Source organism: Pedobacter sp. MC2016-15, assembly GCF_026239695.1.
Taxonomy (GTDB): Bacteria; Bacteroidota; Bacteroidia; order Sphingobacteriales; family Sphingobacteriaceae; genus Pedobacter.
In genome coordinates this window covers 818,854-835,605 of the sequence record NZ_JAPIVS010000002.1, presented here as the reverse complement: position 1 = coordinate 835,605, position 16,752 = coordinate 818,854, and the positions used below count along the sequence as shown (strand labels likewise).

Annotated in this window: 18 protein-coding genes; 10 read left to right on the top strand and 8 right to left on the bottom strand. The window is 44.4% G+C overall.

Going from position 1 to position 16,752, the window contains the following annotated elements; translation table 11 throughout:
* Positions 1-30: 30 nt before the first annotated feature.
* Positions 31-753 (bottom strand): DNA repair protein RadC, encoded by a 723-nt coding sequence (gene radC, locus OQY15_RS08395; RefSeq protein ID WP_265790131.1) that lies wholly within the window; start codon positions 751-753, stop codon positions 31-33.
* A gap of 34 nt (positions 754-787) precedes the next feature.
* Entirely contained in the window at positions 788-1,042 is a 255-nt protein-coding gene (gene rpsT, locus OQY15_RS08390; RefSeq protein WP_142528249.1) for a 30S ribosomal protein S20, read from the bottom strand.
* A 558-nt stretch (positions 1,043-1,600) separates the two neighbouring features.
* Here rpsT and purN point away from each other — a divergent pair.
* From purN to rodA, 7 genes are all read left to right on the top strand, one after another.
* A complete protein-coding gene (purN, locus tag OQY15_RS08385; RefSeq protein WP_265790126.1) occupies positions 1,601-2,179 on the top strand; it encodes a phosphoribosylglycinamide formyltransferase in 579 nt (192 codons plus the stop codon).
* Between the two features lie 72 nt (positions 2,180-2,251).
* Positions 2,252-3,778, top strand: coding sequence for a bifunctional phosphoribosylaminoimidazolecarboxamide formyltransferase/IMP cyclohydrolase (gene purH / locus OQY15_RS08380; protein WP_265790124.1), 1,527 nt, complete (start codon positions 2,252-2,254; stop codon positions 3,776-3,778).
* A gap of 88 nt (positions 3,779-3,866) precedes the next feature.
* Positions 3,867-4,889 carry a rod shape-determining protein gene (locus OQY15_RS08375; protein ID WP_037440490.1) on the top strand — a complete coding sequence of 341 codons (1,023 nt, stop codon included), beginning with the start codon at positions 3,867-3,869 and terminating at the stop codon, positions 4,887-4,889.
* A gap of 73 nt (positions 4,890-4,962) precedes the next feature.
* A complete protein-coding gene (gene mreC, locus OQY15_RS08370; RefSeq protein WP_265790115.1) occupies positions 4,963-5,802 on the top strand; it encodes a rod shape-determining protein MreC in 840 nt (279 codons plus the stop codon).
* Positions 5,792-6,307, top strand: coding sequence for a rod shape-determining protein MreD (locus tag OQY15_RS08365; protein WP_265790112.1), 516 nt, complete (start codon positions 5,792-5,794; stop codon positions 6,305-6,307). Before mreC ends, OQY15_RS08365 begins: the two co-directional genes overlap by 11 nt.
* Entirely contained in the window at positions 6,308-8,293 is a 1,986-nt protein-coding gene (gene mrdA / locus OQY15_RS08360) for a penicillin-binding protein 2 (RefSeq protein ID WP_265790110.1), read from the top strand.
* The gene (gene rodA / locus OQY15_RS08355; protein WP_265790108.1) at positions 8,290-9,555 is read left to right on the top strand and encodes a rod shape-determining protein RodA; all 1,266 of its coding nucleotides are present in this window, start codon (positions 8,290-8,292) and stop codon (positions 9,553-9,555) included. The genes mrdA and rodA overlap by 4 nt, the downstream gene beginning before the upstream one ends.
* Here the strand turns inward: rodA and OQY15_RS08350 are convergent.
* A complete protein-coding gene (locus tag OQY15_RS08350) occupies positions 9,548-10,684 on the bottom strand; it encodes a hypothetical protein (protein WP_265790106.1) in 1,137 nt (378 codons plus the stop codon). The genes rodA and OQY15_RS08350 overlap by 8 nt on opposite strands.
* Positions 10,685-10,820: 136 nt before the next feature.
* Between OQY15_RS08350 and OQY15_RS08345 the strand changes: the two genes are divergently transcribed.
* From OQY15_RS08345 to OQY15_RS08335, 3 genes are all read left to right on the top strand, one after another.
* A complete protein-coding gene (locus OQY15_RS08345; RefSeq protein WP_265790104.1) occupies positions 10,821-11,396 on the top strand; it encodes a thymidine kinase in 576 nt (191 codons plus the stop codon).
* 3 nt (positions 11,397-11,399) lie between these two features.
* Positions 11,400-11,924, top strand: coding sequence for a DinB family protein (locus tag OQY15_RS08340; protein ID WP_265790101.1), 525 nt, complete (start codon positions 11,400-11,402; stop codon positions 11,922-11,924).
* Positions 11,925-12,127: 203 nt separating this feature from the next.
* Entirely contained in the window at positions 12,128-12,403 is a 276-nt protein-coding gene (locus OQY15_RS08335) for a helix-turn-helix transcriptional regulator (RefSeq protein ID WP_265790099.1), read from the top strand.
* A gap of 12 nt (positions 12,404-12,415) precedes the next feature.
* On the opposite strand, the gene OQY15_RS08330 is transcribed toward OQY15_RS08335, so the two are convergent.
* The 5 genes from OQY15_RS08330 to OQY15_RS08310 form a co-directional block, all read right to left on the bottom strand.
* The gene (locus OQY15_RS08330) at positions 12,416-13,168 is read right to left on the bottom strand and encodes a hypothetical protein (protein WP_265790097.1); all 753 of its coding nucleotides are present in this window, start codon (positions 13,166-13,168) and stop codon (positions 12,416-12,418) included.
* 56 nt (positions 13,169-13,224) lie between these two features.
* On the bottom strand, positions 13,225-13,977 hold the full coding sequence (locus OQY15_RS08325; protein ID WP_265790090.1) for a hypothetical protein: 753 nt from the start codon (positions 13,975-13,977) through the stop codon (positions 13,225-13,227).
* Positions 13,978-14,066: 89 nt separating this feature from the next.
* On the bottom strand, positions 14,067-15,140 hold the full coding sequence (locus tag OQY15_RS08320; protein WP_265790071.1) for a membrane dipeptidase: 1,074 nt from the start codon (positions 15,138-15,140) through the stop codon (positions 14,067-14,069).
* A 4-nt stretch (positions 15,141-15,144) separates the two neighbouring features.
* Positions 15,145-16,269, bottom strand: coding sequence for a D-TA family PLP-dependent enzyme (locus tag OQY15_RS08315; RefSeq protein ID WP_265790069.1), 1,125 nt, complete (start codon positions 16,267-16,269; stop codon positions 15,145-15,147).
* A complete protein-coding gene (locus tag OQY15_RS08310; RefSeq protein WP_265790067.1) occupies positions 16,262-16,741 on the bottom strand; it encodes a RidA family protein in 480 nt (159 codons plus the stop codon). Before OQY15_RS08310 ends, OQY15_RS08315 begins: the two co-directional genes overlap by 8 nt.
* Positions 16,742-16,752: the final 11 nt, after the last annotated feature.

Genomic DNA, 16,752 nt, shown 5'->3' with positions numbered 1-16,752 from the left:
GAATTGAATACAATCAGCAGATATTTACGCTCAGATCAATGCCTCATCTGCCAGACTCACATAGGAACCTCCGGCAACGATCAGATGATCCAGCACAAACAAATCCAGGGTTTTGCCAGCTTCAGTTAACTTCCTGGTGATCCTGATATCTTCATCGCTGGGATTCAGACTGCCCGAGGGATGGTTATGAAAAAGGATGATGTATGCTGCATTACGCTCCAGAGCGGTTTTAAAGATGATCTTGGGATCAGCAATTGTACCGGCACGCCCACCCTTGCTGATCATGGCCTTGCCGATGACACCATTTGCAGCATCCAGCATCAGGATCCAGAATTCTTCATGGTTAAGATCGCTTAGTACGGGATGCATGATCTCAAAAGCATCTTTCGCGCAGGTGATCACCGGTTTCTTCTGATCAGGCTCTTCCTTTCTCCGGCGGCCGATCTCCAGCGCAGCGGTAATGGTGACGGCCTTGGCATCACCGATACCATGAAATTTCTTGAGTTCATCGAGAGAGGCCCTTCCGAGATCAGAGAGGCTGTGATTGTAGTCTGCCAGGATACGCCGGCTTAAGGCCACGACAGACTCCCCCTCACTTCCGGAGCCTATGAGTATAGCAATCAGTTCTGCATCGCTGAGCGAGCGGCGTCCCTCCCGTATCAGTTTTTCCCGGGGCTGGTCATCCAGCGCAAAGCCCTGGATCCTGCGTTTTTGTTTAGGTTTTACCATAAACAAAAAAACGGGATCAGCCATTGGCGATCCCGTTTTCAATATCGTAAACTTACTACTATTTTAAGTTGTTAACAAATTTAGTCAACTTAGATTTGTTGTTAGCAGCTTTGTTTTTGTGAATAACATTTTTCTTAGCTAAACGATCCAGCATAGAAATTACTTTAGGCAATAACTCCTGACCAGATGTTTTATCTACAGAAGCACGTAATCTTTTAATAAAAGTACGAGTTGTTTTTGCTTGGTACCTGTTACGTAAACGTTTAGTAGCGTTTGCTCTTATTCTTTTTAAAGATGATTTATGATTTGCCATTTTCTAGTATAATAATATTTTATATAATTTGAGGTCCGGCTGAATGATATCACCTTCCTTTCCCCTTATCTTTCTGTTTTTTTCGGACTGCAAATATAGAACTTAAGTTTTTAAAATGCAAAACGATATCAGAAATAATTTAAATATTCTTAAATATTGATTCACACCCGTTTAGATATAGCGATATTTGAGCTATCAGAGGTTGAGATTGAAGATTAAGCATGTCCCGGCTATTACCTGTAAAGCGCCTGCAAGGCATCTTGCAGTGTACTTCTTCGTTATGGAAAGGATCTTAACAGGCTATTAACAGGGTGTTAACAGGGTGTTGACAGGCTCAAAAGTATCATTTGAGCCTGTCAACACCCTGTTAATAGCCCGTAGGCACGTTGTTATCAGCTTTTAAAACATAAAGAAGACCACTACAATACATCTTTCAGGCATCTGCCAGTTGTAACCTCTTCATTGGTCCTGATTCTGCTTATCAAACATATTATCAATTAAACCTTTCAATAAATGCTTAAAATGCTATTTTTGACAGCATCATATCATCAATAGTACATGAAAAAGCGTATCGCCATATTTGCCTCAGGTTCGGGTTCTAATGCCCAGAAAATCATGGAACTGTTTAAACACAGTCCGGAAGTAGAAATTGCACTGGTATTGACCAACAATCCCGAAGCATATGTACTACAGCGTGCAGATAACTTTGAGATACCTTCCCATATTTTTGACAGGAAAGAATTTTACGAAACTGAGCAGATTGTAGAGCTGCTGAAAAACCTGGATATCGACCTGATCGTGCTTGCAGGCTTCCTGTGGCTGATCCCTAAAAACCTGATCGCAGAATACCCCGGACGCATCGTCAATATCCACCCTGCCATCCTGCCCAAGTTTGGCGGCAAGGGAATGTACGGCGACCATGTACATAAAGCTGTACTGGCTGCCGGCGAAGCTGAAGGTGGGATCACCATTCATTATGTGGATGAAAACTACGACGAAGGAGAGTATATCTACCAGGCTAAATATAGAATTGACAAAGGCGATAACCTAGAAATGATAAAGTTCAAAGGACAACAACTTGAACATCAGCATTATCCGCGTGTAGTGGAAAGCATCCTGAAAAAGATACAGAAATAAGATTTTTTATACCTCAATTTCTGAATTTTATCGCTTAAAATTTATAATTTTGCGGCTCAAAAATAACACCCAATGAGTCAACAAATTAAGATCAAAAACGCTTTAATCTCAGTATATTACAAAGACGGTCTGGAACCACTTGTACGCCTGCTTGCACAGCAGGGTGTTCAGTTGTTCTCTACAGGCGGTACAGAACAGTTCATCAAAGATTTGAACTTACCTGTTACAGCTGTTGAAGACCTTACTGGTTATCCTTCGATTTTAGGCGGAAGGGTTAAAACTTTACATCCAAAAGTTTTCGGTGGTATCTTAAACCGCAGAAACCTGAATGAAGACAAGGCTCAGATCGCAGAGTATGAGATCCCTGAGATTGACCTGGTCATTGTTGATCTTTATCCTTTTGAAGAAACACTGAAAGCCGGTGGTTCTGAAGCGGAAATCATTGAAAAAATTGATATTGGTGGTATTTCCCTGATCAGGGCTGCCGCGAAAAACTTTAACGACGTAGTGATCCTCGCTTCGAAAGATGACTATTCAACCCTTCAGCAGCAGCTGGAAGACCAGAATGGTGAGACTACACTTGCACAACGTAAAGCATTTGCTAAAAAAGCATTCCACACTTCTTCGCATTACGACACTGCAATCTTCAATTACTTTAACAATGAAGAGCCGCTAAACGTATTCAAACAAAGCATCAATACTGCCAAGACTTTGCGTTACGGCGAAAACCCACATCAGCAAGGTGTTTTCTATGGCAACCTGGATGAGATGTTCAGCAAACTGAACGGTAAGGAACTTTCATATAATAACCTGGTTGACGTTGATGCAGCTGTTAGCCTGATCGATGAATTTCAGGAGCCTACCTTCGCTATTCTTAAACACACCAATGCATGTGGCCTTGCCTCAAGAGAGACCATCGCAGAGGCATGGGATGATGCACTAGCCTGTGACCCGATATCGGCCTTTGGCGGCGTATTGATCGCAAACCGTGAGATCGACCTGGCAACAGCTACAGAAATCAACAAATTATTTTTTGAAGTACTCATTGCCCCGTCTTATCAGCCGGAAGCGATTGAACTGTTCAAAGCCAAGAAAAACAGGGTGATCCTGCAACGCAATGATGTTGAGTTGAGCAAAAAACAATTCAAAACTTTGCTGAACGGTGTGATTGAGCAGGACAAAGACCTGATCATCGAAGGTCCTGAGCAGATGACTACTGTAACTGCTAAAGCGCCTACAGCTGAGGAATTAAAAGACCTGTTCTTCGCCAACAAAATCGTGAAGCATACCAAATCCAATACCATCGTGTTTGTTAAGAATAATACCTTACTTTCAAGCGGTGTTGGTCAAACTTCAAGGGTTGACGCATTGAAACAGGCAATTGTTAAAGCCAACGCTTTCAACTTTGACCTGGTAGGTTCGGTGATGGCCTCAGATGCTTTCTTCCCTTTCCCTGACTGTGTTGAAATTGCTGCTGAAGCTGGCATTACTGCGGTTCTTCAACCGGGTGGTTCGATAAAAGATACAGATTCAATCGACAAGGCAAATGAGAAAAATATCGCCATGGTAACTACCGGTGTGAGACATTTCAAGCACTAATTTTTTAAAGCGGATTACAATAAAAAGATGTAGTTTTACATTCTAATAGTATAAACAGAATTTTTATAACATAACTTATCACCTATAAATGGGTTTATTTAACTGGTTCACACAAGAGGTTGCCATAGATTTAGGCACCGCCAACACCCTGATTATACATAATGATAAAGTGGTTGTTGATGAACCTTCAATCGTTGCTTTTGACAGACAGACCAATAAAATTATAGCAATAGGCCGTCAGGCTATGCAGATGGAGGGTAAAACGCACGATAATATCCGTACGGTGAGACCTCTGAAAGATGGTGTAATTGCTGATTTTAATGCTGCTGAAGCAATGATCAAAGGTATGATCCGCATGCTCAACGGAGGTAAAGGATGGATGTTCCCTTCCCTGAGAATGGTGATCTGTATTCCTTCAGGTATTACTGAGGTTGAAAAACGTGCAGTAAGAGACTCTGCAGAGATCGCCGGTGCAAAAGAAGTTTATCTGATCCATGAGCCAATGGCTGCTGCGGTAGGTATAGGTATTGATGTGGAAGAACCGATGGGTAATATGATTATCGACATCGGTGGTGGTACTACTGAGATTGCAGTAATTGCGCTTTCAGGTATTGTGTGCGACCAGTCTATCCGCGTTGCGGGAGATAACTTTGACTCTGATATTGTAAATTATATCCGCCGTCAGCATAACATCATGATTGGTGACCGTACTGCTGAAAAAATCAAAATTGAAGTGGGCGCTGCACTGCCTGAACTCTCTGACCCGCCTGCAGATTTCGCAGTACAGGGAAGAGACCTCATGACAGGTGTACCCAAACAGATCACTGTTTCCTATACTGAAATAGCACATTGCCTGGACAAGTCTATCTCTAAAATTGAAGAAGCGATTCTGAAAGCCTTAGAGATCACGCCACCGGAGCTTTCTGCTGATATTTATCAGACAGGGATCTATCTTACCGGAGGTGGTGCATTGTTAAGAGGTCTTGATAAACGTGTGGCAGCAAAGACAAAACTTCCTGTACACGTAGCAGAAGATCCGCTCCGCGCAGTTGTCCGCGGTACCGGTATCGCCCTCAAAAACATCGGAGGCTACAAGTTTTTAATGCAATAGAACTTAAACAAAAAGATTAAAAATGTGGGTCAGTCTGAAAGCTGAACTCACATTTTTTCATAAATGATGAATTATGCGTAACCTTTGGATTTTCATAAACAGATACAACGCATTCTTCCTGTTCGTCATTTTTTTTACCATAGGCGTTATCCTCACTGTAAAAAACAACGCCTATCAGCGCAGCGTAACCTTCAACTCTACCAATGAGATTGTCGGACAGGCATATATGAGGCTGAACGTGTTCAAACGCTACATGAACCTGGGCGATGTAAATGACAGTCTTGCACTGGAAAATGCAAGGCTGAATACACAGCTGCTGGCCCTGAGAAATATTGACAGTGCCAAAGATGTACTGGTAAAGGATACGATGAACCATGTGCAGTATACCTATCTCGCTGCCCGGGTCATTAAAAACTCCATCACTTTAAGAAACAACATCATCACCATCAACAAAGGGGCGGTGGACGGCATTCAGAGTGGTATGCCTGTGATCTCTGCAGGCAAAGGGGTTGTGGGTGTCATCCGCGATGTCTCCCCACACCTGGCTACGATAGAGTCGCTGCTGAACAAGGATGCCAAAATCAGTGTGAGCATCCGCTCTACAAAAGCGCTGGGCTCGCTGGTATGGGGCGACCGCAATTCGGATTACAGAAAGGCTTTTATCAAGGATGTACCCAACCATTTCCAGGTGAAATTACGGGATACCGTGATCACCTCCGGTTTTGGCTCTTTTCCTCCGGGCATCCCGGTAGGGTTGGTCAGCAACAGGGGAATCTCTACGGGGGATAACTTCCTTACCATTGAAACCCGACTGTTTAACGATTTTAGTACATTACAGTATGTGTACGTTATTAAAGATAAATTAGCACAGGAACAGAAAGCTTTAGAATTAAAATTACCGAATGAACAGTAGAATTATCGTAGTCAATATCATCAGGTGGTTTATCCTTCTTTCCATTCAGGTGCTCCTGCTCAGGAACCTGAGTTTCTATGACCTGGCTACTCCTTTCACCTATATCTTATTTTTACTGCTCCTCCCTTTCGGCACACCAAACCTGCTGCTCTACCTGATTGCCTTTGGCACCGGTCTCACACTCGATGCCTTTTACGATACCCTCGGTGTACATACTGCCGCCTGTGTAACGCTGGTCTTTGTCAGGATACTCTTTATCTCTGTGACAGTGAGCCGTGATAACTTTGATGAACCTGAACCTTCACTCGGCAATATGGGATTCAAATGGTTTTCCCTCTATGCGCTGCTTTGTACTTTCGCACATCATATCGTACTTTTCTTATTAGAAGCTTTTAAATTAACAGAACTCTCCTATACCTTGTTAAGATGCCTGTTTAGCGGTATCTTTACCCTTTTCACTGTTATATTAATAGAATTTATCTTCTATAATAGAAAAATGCGTTAAATGGATAATCTTTTTAATAGGAAATATATCATTCAAGGCTTGTTTATCGTGGTTGCGCTGATTTTACTGGGGCAGCTTTTCTATATACAGGTGGCGAGCGACCGCTACTTTCTTTCTGCAAACAGCAATGTCCTGCGAAAGAAATATACATTCCCTGCCCGCGGGATCATCATGGACAGGAATAATAAGGTACTGGTTCAGAATGAACCGGTATACGATCTGATGGTGACGCCCAATCTGGTGAAACCTTTTGATACCATGGCGCTGTGCAACATCATCGGGATTGACATGAAGGGCTTTCACAAGCGGTTCAACAAAGCCCGCAACCAGTCCAGGTACCAGCGTTCAGTTTTTGAGAAGCAACTGTCTGTACAGACCTATGCGGCATTGCAGGAAAGACTCTCACGTTTCGTAGGGTTTGAAACTCAGAACCGCACCGTCAGGCATTATCCGGATAGCGTTGCAGGCCAGTTTTTTGGGTATGTAAAAGAAGTTACAGAAAAGGATATTGAACAAAGCAATGGCTATTATCGTCCGGGTGATTATATCGGGAAAGCCGGTGTGGAGCGTCAGTATAACGATGTGCTGCAGGGTGAGCGCGGGGTGGAAAACACGATCTATAACGCCCGGAATGTGCCTCAGGGTAGCTACCTCAACGGTAAGTTTGATACCCTGGCTACGTCAGGAGAAACGCTGGTTTCATCGCTGGATATCAGACTGCAGAAACTCGGCGAACAACTCCTGCATAACAAGGTGGGCAGTATTGTGGCCATTGAACCCAGCACGGGTGAGGTACTGGCATTTGTGAGCAGTCCGACGTATGATCCCAACCTGATGGTGGGACGGCAGCAGGGAAATAACTATATGGATATTTTTGGCTCCCCAAACCGGCCTTTTACGGTACGTCCTTTATCGGGATACTATTCACCGGGATCCTCATTTAAACCACTCGATGCGTTGATTGGCCTGCAGGAAGGGGTAATCGACCCGAATACAACATTTAACTGCCCCGGGGGTTACTGGGCCGGAAATCACCTCGTGAGATGTGAACACGTAGACGGACCTATATCGCTGCGCCGCGGACTGGCAAGGTCTTGCAACACTTATGCCTGTTATGTTTTCCAGAAACTGATGACGCAGAGCAAGTACAAGAATAAGATTGCAGCGTATGACGACTGGCAGGCGAAGGTTAGGAAGTTCGGTATCGGCTCCAAACTGGATCTGGACATGCCCTTCGAGCGTAAGGGAAGGTTATTCACATCAGAAGAGTATACCAAAAGGTTTGGAAAATACTGGGGTTATACCACGATCATCTCACTGGCTATCGGGCAGGGAGAAATGAGTGCTACGCCATTGCAGATGGCAAATATTATGGCCGTAATTGCCAACAGGGGATATTATATCAAGCCCCACCTGATTAAAGGTATTGGCGAAAAAAAGGATGTTAAGGAAGAGTACCTTGTGAAAAATTCTGTGGGGATAGACCAGCGCCATTTTGGTCCTGTGATTGATGGGATGCAGGATGCGGTAAATGCACCTTATGGTACTGCCAGGGACTCCGCTATTCCGGATATCCTGATGTGCGGCAAAACGGGTACGGTACAAAACCCGCACGGCAAAAACCACTCTGTGTTTATTGGCTTTGCCCCGCGTGATAATCCTAAGATTGCCATTGCCGTAATCGTGGAAAATGCAGGTTTTGGTAGTGCCTATGCAGCACCAATCGCAAGTTATATCACTGAAACTTATTTAACGGGTAAACTTTCGGGCAATCGCGTGGACCGTGCAGAATGGATGAAGAAACAGGTAGTACTGCCTGAAGTACCACGGCCGAAGCAAAAGTATTTGCCTAAAGACACTACAGGTAAAACCACAGCACCTGCAACAGCCCCTGCTACTACTCCTCAGTTACCCCAGGTACCAAAACCTACGGCAGCTGCTGCTGATAAAATTGTAGAAAACAAAAACATACAAAACACAAAATGAGTACACAACAAGGCGGCCGTTTCTTTTTTAACGTAGACTGGATCACAATCCTGATCTATGTGGCCTTATGTACCATCGGTTTTGTCAACATTTATGCATCCATCTATAACCCGGATACTTCTACCCTGTTCAATTTCGGAAGTAACTACGGAAAACAGCTGATCTTTATTCTGACAGCATTGGTACTGGGATTCTCTATCTTATTACTGGATGCAAAGTTCTTCAGCGTGTTTTCGCCCATTGTATACGGGATAACGATGCTGCTGCTCATGGCAGTGCTCGTCGTGGGCCGAAAAGTAGCAGGAAATCAGGCCTGGATCCCTCTGGGAAGCTTCAGGCTGCAACCCTCGGAGCTGGCTAAATTTGGTACTGCATTGCTGATTGCACGGTATGTTGGAAACTTTAATCCCAAGTTCAGGGATATTAAATCTATTTTTTTTGCCGGACTGATCATTTGTTTTCCTTTGCTGCTGATTATGCTTCAGCCTGATACGGGTTCAGCACTGGTATTCCTGGCCTTCATGTTCCCCCTCTACAGGGAAGGTTTATCGGGTTATTTCCTGCTGATCTTTCTGGGGATGATCGTTTTGTTTATTGCCGACTTCCTGGTGCCGATGTCGATACTCATCCCGATAATTGTGGTCGTGGGAGGCTTTTTTGCCTACCAAAACAAGCGAAAGCAAAAAATGATGTTCTCCATGATCATCGCTACGGTGGTTGCTATAGTCTATCTGTTTGTCGTAAAACTTGCCTACGAAAAAGTACTGGAGCCACATCAGCGTACACGTATCGAAATTATATTGGGTCTCAAGACTGACCCCAAAGGTGCGGGATATAATGTGATCCAGTCCAAGATCGCCATTGGTTCCGGACAGATCACGGGCAGGGGCTTTTTGGAAGGTACCCAAACAAAGTATGGTTATGTACCTGAGCAAAGTACGGATTTCATCTTCTCTACCATTGGCGAAGAATGGGGTTTTATAGGCTGTACCGTCGTGATTGCCCTCTATATTTTCCTGCTGCTGAGAGTTATCAACCTCGCAGAAAGACAACGCTCTACCTTCTCCAGGGTTTATGGATACTGTGTAGCCAGCATCATCTTTTTCCACGTGTTTATCAATATAGGAATGACGATTGGCATCATTCCTGTAATCGGTATTCCCCTGCCATTTATCAGTTACGGGGGATCATCTCTCTGGAGTTTCACCGTTCTGCTGTTTATCTTCCTTAAACTGGATTCAAACAGAATGGGCTTTATTTAGCAGGGAAGCGCTGGTTGAGCAGTTCATAAAACTGTTCTGCAGTTTCCTGTTTTGCCGCCCAGTTGTTTTTTACCGCATAATTGTTCTGCAGGAACGCGTCCGCTGTTTTAAAATCAGGCATCTTGTTCAGGAGGTCTATCGCTTCTGCATACGCAAGGTTGTAGCCATTAAAGAGATCTTTAATGTAACGCATTTTATCGTTCAGGCTGATCGCCTGCTTCAGATCTGTTACCGGCGTTCTTGAAGTACCGGTATTAAAATTCGGTTTTCCGGCATTGCCAGACAGGATATCGTTCAGCGTAGGTTTAGATTTGGGCTCTTCCTTTATTTCTTCTATCCGGTCCTGTACCGCATCAGCTTCCCCAACCACATCTTCTTCCTCCTCCTCCTCCTGAACATCTTCTTCAGGAGATTTTTCTTCACTGATCACTTCTTCCTGGACTATTTCCTCTTCGGGTATTTCTTGGGCTACTTCCTCATCTTTAGCTACTTCTTCATCTTTAGCTACTTCTTCAGGGGCAAAATCTTCCGCTGCAGGAATTTCTTCAATTTCAGCTTCTGCCTTGAAAGGCTCTGACACCAGGAAGGGCTCCGGACCAATCTCATCATCTTCAGGTAACTCACTTTCCAGGCTGTCCAGTTCTCTTAGTTTCTGTTTCTGGGCAATGATCTGTTCCTCTTCTTTACTGAGCGGTCTGTCAAATATTTCATCTACAGATTTCTCTTCAAACTCAAACCTGTCAGTAGAAGGTTTATCATTCAGGATAAACTCAAATGTGGAAGGTTCCTTATCAATTTTAAAGATCTCCTCCTCAATCACTGGTTTATGCGCTGGCGTTTCTGCCCCGGCATCATGCGTCTCTTCAACGACTTTTACTGGAATAACAGGCTGCTGTTCAATAATTTCCTTATCCGCACTCGCATGTTCAGGAAGCGCCTTCTGAATGGATTTACTATTTAACTTTCTAACGATCTGGACATGATCAGATAAAAAATTGGAGTTAGCCAGAAAGAGTTCAAGCTCCAATTCATTCAGCTCGGCAGGATTCTGAGCCAAGTATTGATACTGTTCATTCAACTCATTGAGTATCTGTCCTATCTTTTTAAATATGTCCTCCTGGTTCATCATAGTGGTATAACGAGAAATTTGCAGTTTTATGTTGATAAATGTACTCAAAAGTACTACAAATTAGAGTGAATAAAAAACCCAAATTATTACGCCGGAATCCCGATATTCGCAGGTCAGACACCCCCTACCACAGCGCATGTTATTTAGTGAACAAAATTATAGCAAAGGAAATTTTGGCGGCAGCATCGAGGTCATTTGTGGCTCTATGTTTTCGGGCAAAACAGAAGAACTGATCAGAAGACTGAAGCGTGCAGAGATCGCCAAACTGAAGGTGGAGATTTTTAAACCTGCTACAGATACGCGGTATGATGAAACGGCTGTAGTATCACATAACTACAACTCCATCACTGCTACTCCTGTAGACCATTCCGCAGCCATTTTATTGCTGAGGGCAGATACGCAGGTAGTTGGTATTGATGAAGCACAATTTTTTGATGAGGGACTGCCCGAAGTATGCACTACGCTTGCCAACAAAGGCTACCGGGTAATTGTGGCTGGTCTGGACATGGACTTTACGGGCAAACCCTTTGGACCTGTACCGGCATTGATGGCCATTGCAGAACTGGTCACAAAGGTTAATGCTGTATGTGTGCGCTGCGGAAACCCCGCCATGTACTCCTTCCGCCGGGTGGCCAGTGAGGCCAAGATCCTGCTTGGTGAAAAAGAAAGTTACGAACCCCGCTGCAGGGCGTGTTTCCATTTAAAAAACTAGCATATGGCACAGCAAAAAGAAGTTTGGCAAAGAGGCCCTCTCCCGGATATCACGCCCTTATTACAGCCTGTGGCCCATGCACTCCTGCAGGCCAGTGAAGAAGTAAACGAATACATGGACGGCTTTCCCTCAGCGCTGCTCTGGCAGCGGCCGGCAGGAATGGCCTCTCCCGGCTTCCACCTGCAACATCTGAGCGGAGTACTCGACAGGGTATTTACTTATGCCAGAGCTGAAGGATTAACCGCTTTTCAGTTTGAACAACTCGCAGAAGAAGGTAAAGATGCTGCACATGGATATACTACCAGCGAACTCACAGCCAGGTTTGGCAGACAGGTAGATATTGCCCTGGAACAATTAAAAAACACAGATCCTGCAATACTCACTGAGTACCGGGGTATCGGCCGCGCAGGCCTGCCTTCAACAGTTATCGGGCTCCTCGTACACGGAGCAGAACACACGATGCGCCATATAGGTCAGCTGATGGTAACAGCAGCAATCTTAAAATTAGACTTTTACAAAAAAGATTAAACAAAAGCTCTTTCTTCTGGTTTGGTAAAATAATTTATAGTATTATTTGCTGATTTTTGGTAAAAAATATAATTAGGCACGACCACAACAAACACTAATTATAACGTCATTGTTCAATTAGTTAACAAAAAAATCGGGCAAAAAGTATATTTACATGTATAGCTGTAAATTATAATCAGGAATATAAATTACTTAGTCCCACCATGGAAGGAAAGGTAAAACTAGATCTTATTGAACAACACGTGATTGACTTTGTCAGGAAACTGAGGGCTGATAAAAAATTGCGGCAGGTAGATATTGCCTATATTATTGGTGTTAAAGCATCTTTTATTGGTAATGTTGAAAACCTGAGTAATCCGGCGAAGTATAACCTGAAACATATCAATGTTTTTGCAGACCACTTTGGATTATCTCCTAAAGACTTCCTTCCTCCCGTAGCTTTGATGAGTAATGATAATAAAAAGGAAGGTGAAAAATAGCGGTTTTGCTATTCAATTCAGATTTCTTTGCAGAGTTTTATACCATTCGGCATAAAAATTTCGATAAGCGCCAATGCGCAAATCTATATCTCCTTCAAGTTTTAAGGTTTCATCAAGTGCCAGCAGCTGCCCCTGATACCATTGCTGGATATCCTCTTGTACAGGAAGTTTGGAGCTCTGTATTGAAGGATTCAGGTTCATCATTCCGAAGAGCGACATACAGGCGTCTGTGCCTACAAAACTGATAATATTTGATGCCCTTTCCCTCGCCAGCGAGATCCTGTCGATAAAATATTGCAGCACCTGCTGAGGATTCAGTCCGTTCATCCTGCAAAGCAGATTAAAATCAAAGGTCAGCACCAGAAAATGGTCATCATTCAGATAAAATGTCCTCGGGAAATCTGCCAGGGGCATCATTTCTGCCTCCCAGTCCTGCATGATCTCAACACTCGCTTTCATCTTATCTACGGTTGAATGATAGGTATTATCGGCAAGATCGCTGAGCAGACTGATGTATTTGATAGCGATGCGCTGCTGCTTACGGTCGTTGACAGGCTCGATCTCTGTTGCTGCAAATTCCCTGCAATCTACAATGATGCGGGTTGCCCATAAGGCTAAAGCTTCCATCTCGCCCCCGTTAAAGGCGTAAAAAGAAACCTTGTTGATGAAATACTGCAGCACCTCCTCCTGCTTCAGGTAACTAATGGCACAGGCAACGCTGAAATCTTCAGTATAGATGAGCCCGAACTGTCCTTTAGAGTCCATAGTGTTAGTTTTAAATTATTTATCAGGATAACAATCTAACAATGGAAAACGGCAGATTAATTTATATTTTGATTGAGCGCATTGTACCATTCCCGGTAGAAAGCACTATAGGCTTGTATCCTCTGTTTAAGATCAAATTCCTTTTTTTGTTTTTTATCCAGTTTCAATAACTGAAGGCCATATTTCTTATAAACTTGCTGCTGTGGCAGTATCCGGTTTTTTATCTCTTCATGATTTGCGATCAGCATCATCAGTACGGCAACTCCCGGGGTGATCCTGCTTTCTTCAATCACATTGATGGCTCTTTCCTTTGCCAGAGATATGCTGTCCATAAAATACTGCAACAACCTTTCAACCTCAATACCATTGAGTCTGCATACCAGATTGAAATCAAAAGTTAAGTTAAAGTGACAGTCGTCTTCAGTGCGAAGATCAGTAGCATAGTCAGTCAGGGGAAGCATTTCGGAAGACCATTCTTTCATCAATAAGACACTCTTACTGCTCTCATCGCTTGCGCTCAGTCCTGTACTCAAATGGAGCGCAGTCAGCTGTTTAATATACTTGAGGGAGATTTGCTGTATCCTTGGATCAGTGATGGTTTCTACAGGCAAATTCAACAGTTCTTTGCAGTCAATACTCACAGCGGTAGCCCATAAAAAAGGGGGCGCCATATCGCCCCCTATAAAAGCATAAAATGATACATGATCTATAAAATACTGTATCAATTCACCATATCTCAGGTTGTTAATCTTACAGGCAATCCTAAATTCTTCAGGGTAATTCAGCTTAATGCGTCTTATAGCGTTCATTTTATCAATATAAATACAATTTACCCCCTCCAGCGTCAAGTTATTCTACTTGCAGAAAAGCTCAAAAATATAATTTATATTTTTAGAAATCAACCACCCCAGGCATTACGCAGAAACCGCAGCCAGTTTCCATGCATCATATTTTGCACATCCTGCTTTGAGTACCCCCTTTTCTCCAATAGCTCAGGGATCTTTTGCAGATCGGCAATGGTTTCGATATCATACGGACATTGCTCTCTTCCAAAAGCGCCGTCCAGATCAGAGCCCACACCGATATGCAGGGTATTTCCGACAATCTGGCAGATATGGTCCAGATGATCCACCATGACTTCCAGGTTGCAGTGCATCCCTTCAGGAGTAGATGTACCGCGTACCCAATTGGGCACCATCATCCAGGCGTCCAGTGCCAGTCCGATCACCGCTCCTCTGGCGATCAACGCTTTGATCTGTTCATCACTGTACTGGCGGTTATGGTTCACCAGTGCCCGGCAGTTATTATGCGAAGCCCAGACATGGCCATTAAAATGATCCAGCGCCTCCCAGAAACTATCGTCACAAAGATGAGTTGCATCCAGAATGATATTTAAACGCTCTATCTCTCTGAGCAGCTCATGTCCTTTGGGTCCCATCAGTCCTGTTGCATCAGTACCCTGCGCATAGCGGCCAGGTCCGTAATGCGCCGGTCCAACGGCACGCAGGCCGTAGTCGTAAGCTCTTTGCAGATGATCCACCGTTACAATAGAATCGGCTCCTTCCAGACTGAGAATATAGCCAATGGGCTTCACCTCGTCAGGAACATTGCTTTCCCATAACCCGATATGTTTATTCAGGCTATCGAGGTCATGAATCTGCACCATTTCACCGGCTTCTTCCATGGCTTTATACCAGGCAACCTGTCCCTGAGTTTGTGCCCATGCCTGCTCAGGCGAATGCCATCCCGGTAAGTGATTATCAGGAGCGACATATCTCGCAATCTGCGTAGCTACTACCAGTCCCACCTGCCCTTTTCTGAGTTCAGGCAAAGACACGACCGATTTTGCACGGTCAGGTTTATCATTTAATCCTTTTTCCCTTTCATTGATGGCCGAAACAGGCAACCGCAGATCGCGGTTCCATTCCAGCGCATTCATACTTAAATCAAGGTGTGCGTCTATTGTAAACATGATCTTAAATATTAATTTTTCTTTCCCTGGCTATGATTTTCCACTCTCCCTTCAGCTGACGGTTTTCTACCACTGCAGCTGTTCCATAGAGTGCCACTGTAGGACAAATATGTATGGGCAGTCCGTACAGAATATCACCAATCGCAAAGCCATGACCTGCACCGGCATCCAGCACCAGGTGCTCTTCACTTTGGCCAACCATTGCGGCATCAGGGGCATTTAAAAAATAAACCCTGTGCTGTAAGTTATTTTCTGCTGCAACCGATTTATGTCCTAAATCAACCGTCAAAGCAGCGGGGCCATGCAATGAAATCACCCTCGTCAGCACCAGCGCAGCTGTCAGGTATTCCTGTTCTGTAAAAGCATCCTGATACCCTTTATCCCAGAGGATGAAGGTTCCGGGGCTGCATTCTATCTCTTCCAGCGCGGCATATAAAGGATAGGTTGGCGTTCCTCCGGCAACAATTACCGGTTTCGGCAGAGCTGCAGCAATGAGCTGCCCCTCTAACCACAACACCGCATCCATCACCAGCTGCCATTTTTCCTTCCTGGTTTCCAGTGAAGCGTCATGGATATGCCCATCATAAGCATGCAGGCCGCGCGCATTCACCCCTGGTTCTGCATGGATCTGCTGGTACAGCAATACTGCTTTTTCATCCGGGGCAATCCCCGTCCGGTTCATTCCCACATTCAGGTCCAGAAAAAGGTCCAGCACCAGACCTGCCGCAAGGGCAGCGGAAGCGATGGCTTTCAGGGACACAGCATTGTCACACAAACAGGAGAAATGCGTATCAGGATAGGTTTTGATCAGTTCTATGAAGCGGCTGATCTTTGGCCCTACCGGCTGATAGGCCAACAGCACATCCGCTGCCTTACAGATCGCCAGCATTTCTGCCTCGGCGATCGTAGCACATTTGAATTTGCTGATCCCTGCACCGATCATCATCGCAGAGATCTCCGGGTTTTTATGCGTTTTCACATGCGGCCGCAGCCTGCTGATATCATTGATACTGTTTTTTAGCCGTACAATATTTTCAGCAATCCTGTCGGGATAAAACACCAGCGCAGGTGAATCCAGCTCATCAGCATTGCTGATCAGGTACCAGTTCTCCTGCTCCGGGTTAGTCATTGTCGTTAAGCTCGAACAGCGCCTCGATCTCCACAGGAATATTATCCGGCAATGAACCAAAACCTACTGCACTGCGCGTTCCTATACCATTCTCTTCTCCCCAGATCTCAGCAAAAAGCTCACTGCATCCGTTAATGATAAAAGGGTGTTTTTCAAAATCCGGTGTACAGTTGACCATACCCAGAACCTTAATTACTCTTTTCACGCGGTTTAACGTTCCAAAGTTGGTTTTGATCGTCGATAACATCGTCAGTCCTACTTGTCTTGCTGCCAGTTTACCGGCATCTTTATCCATATCTGCACCAATGCGACCAATGATCAGGCTTTTATCATCCTGAACCGGACCATGTCCGGACAGGTAAAGGTATTTTCCATCCACTACATAAGGCTTGTAAACTCCAAGTGGCGCAGGTGCCGGTGGAAGGTTAAGACCTAATTTTTCAAATTGCTCATCTGCATTAAAAGTTTCCATAGTATAATATT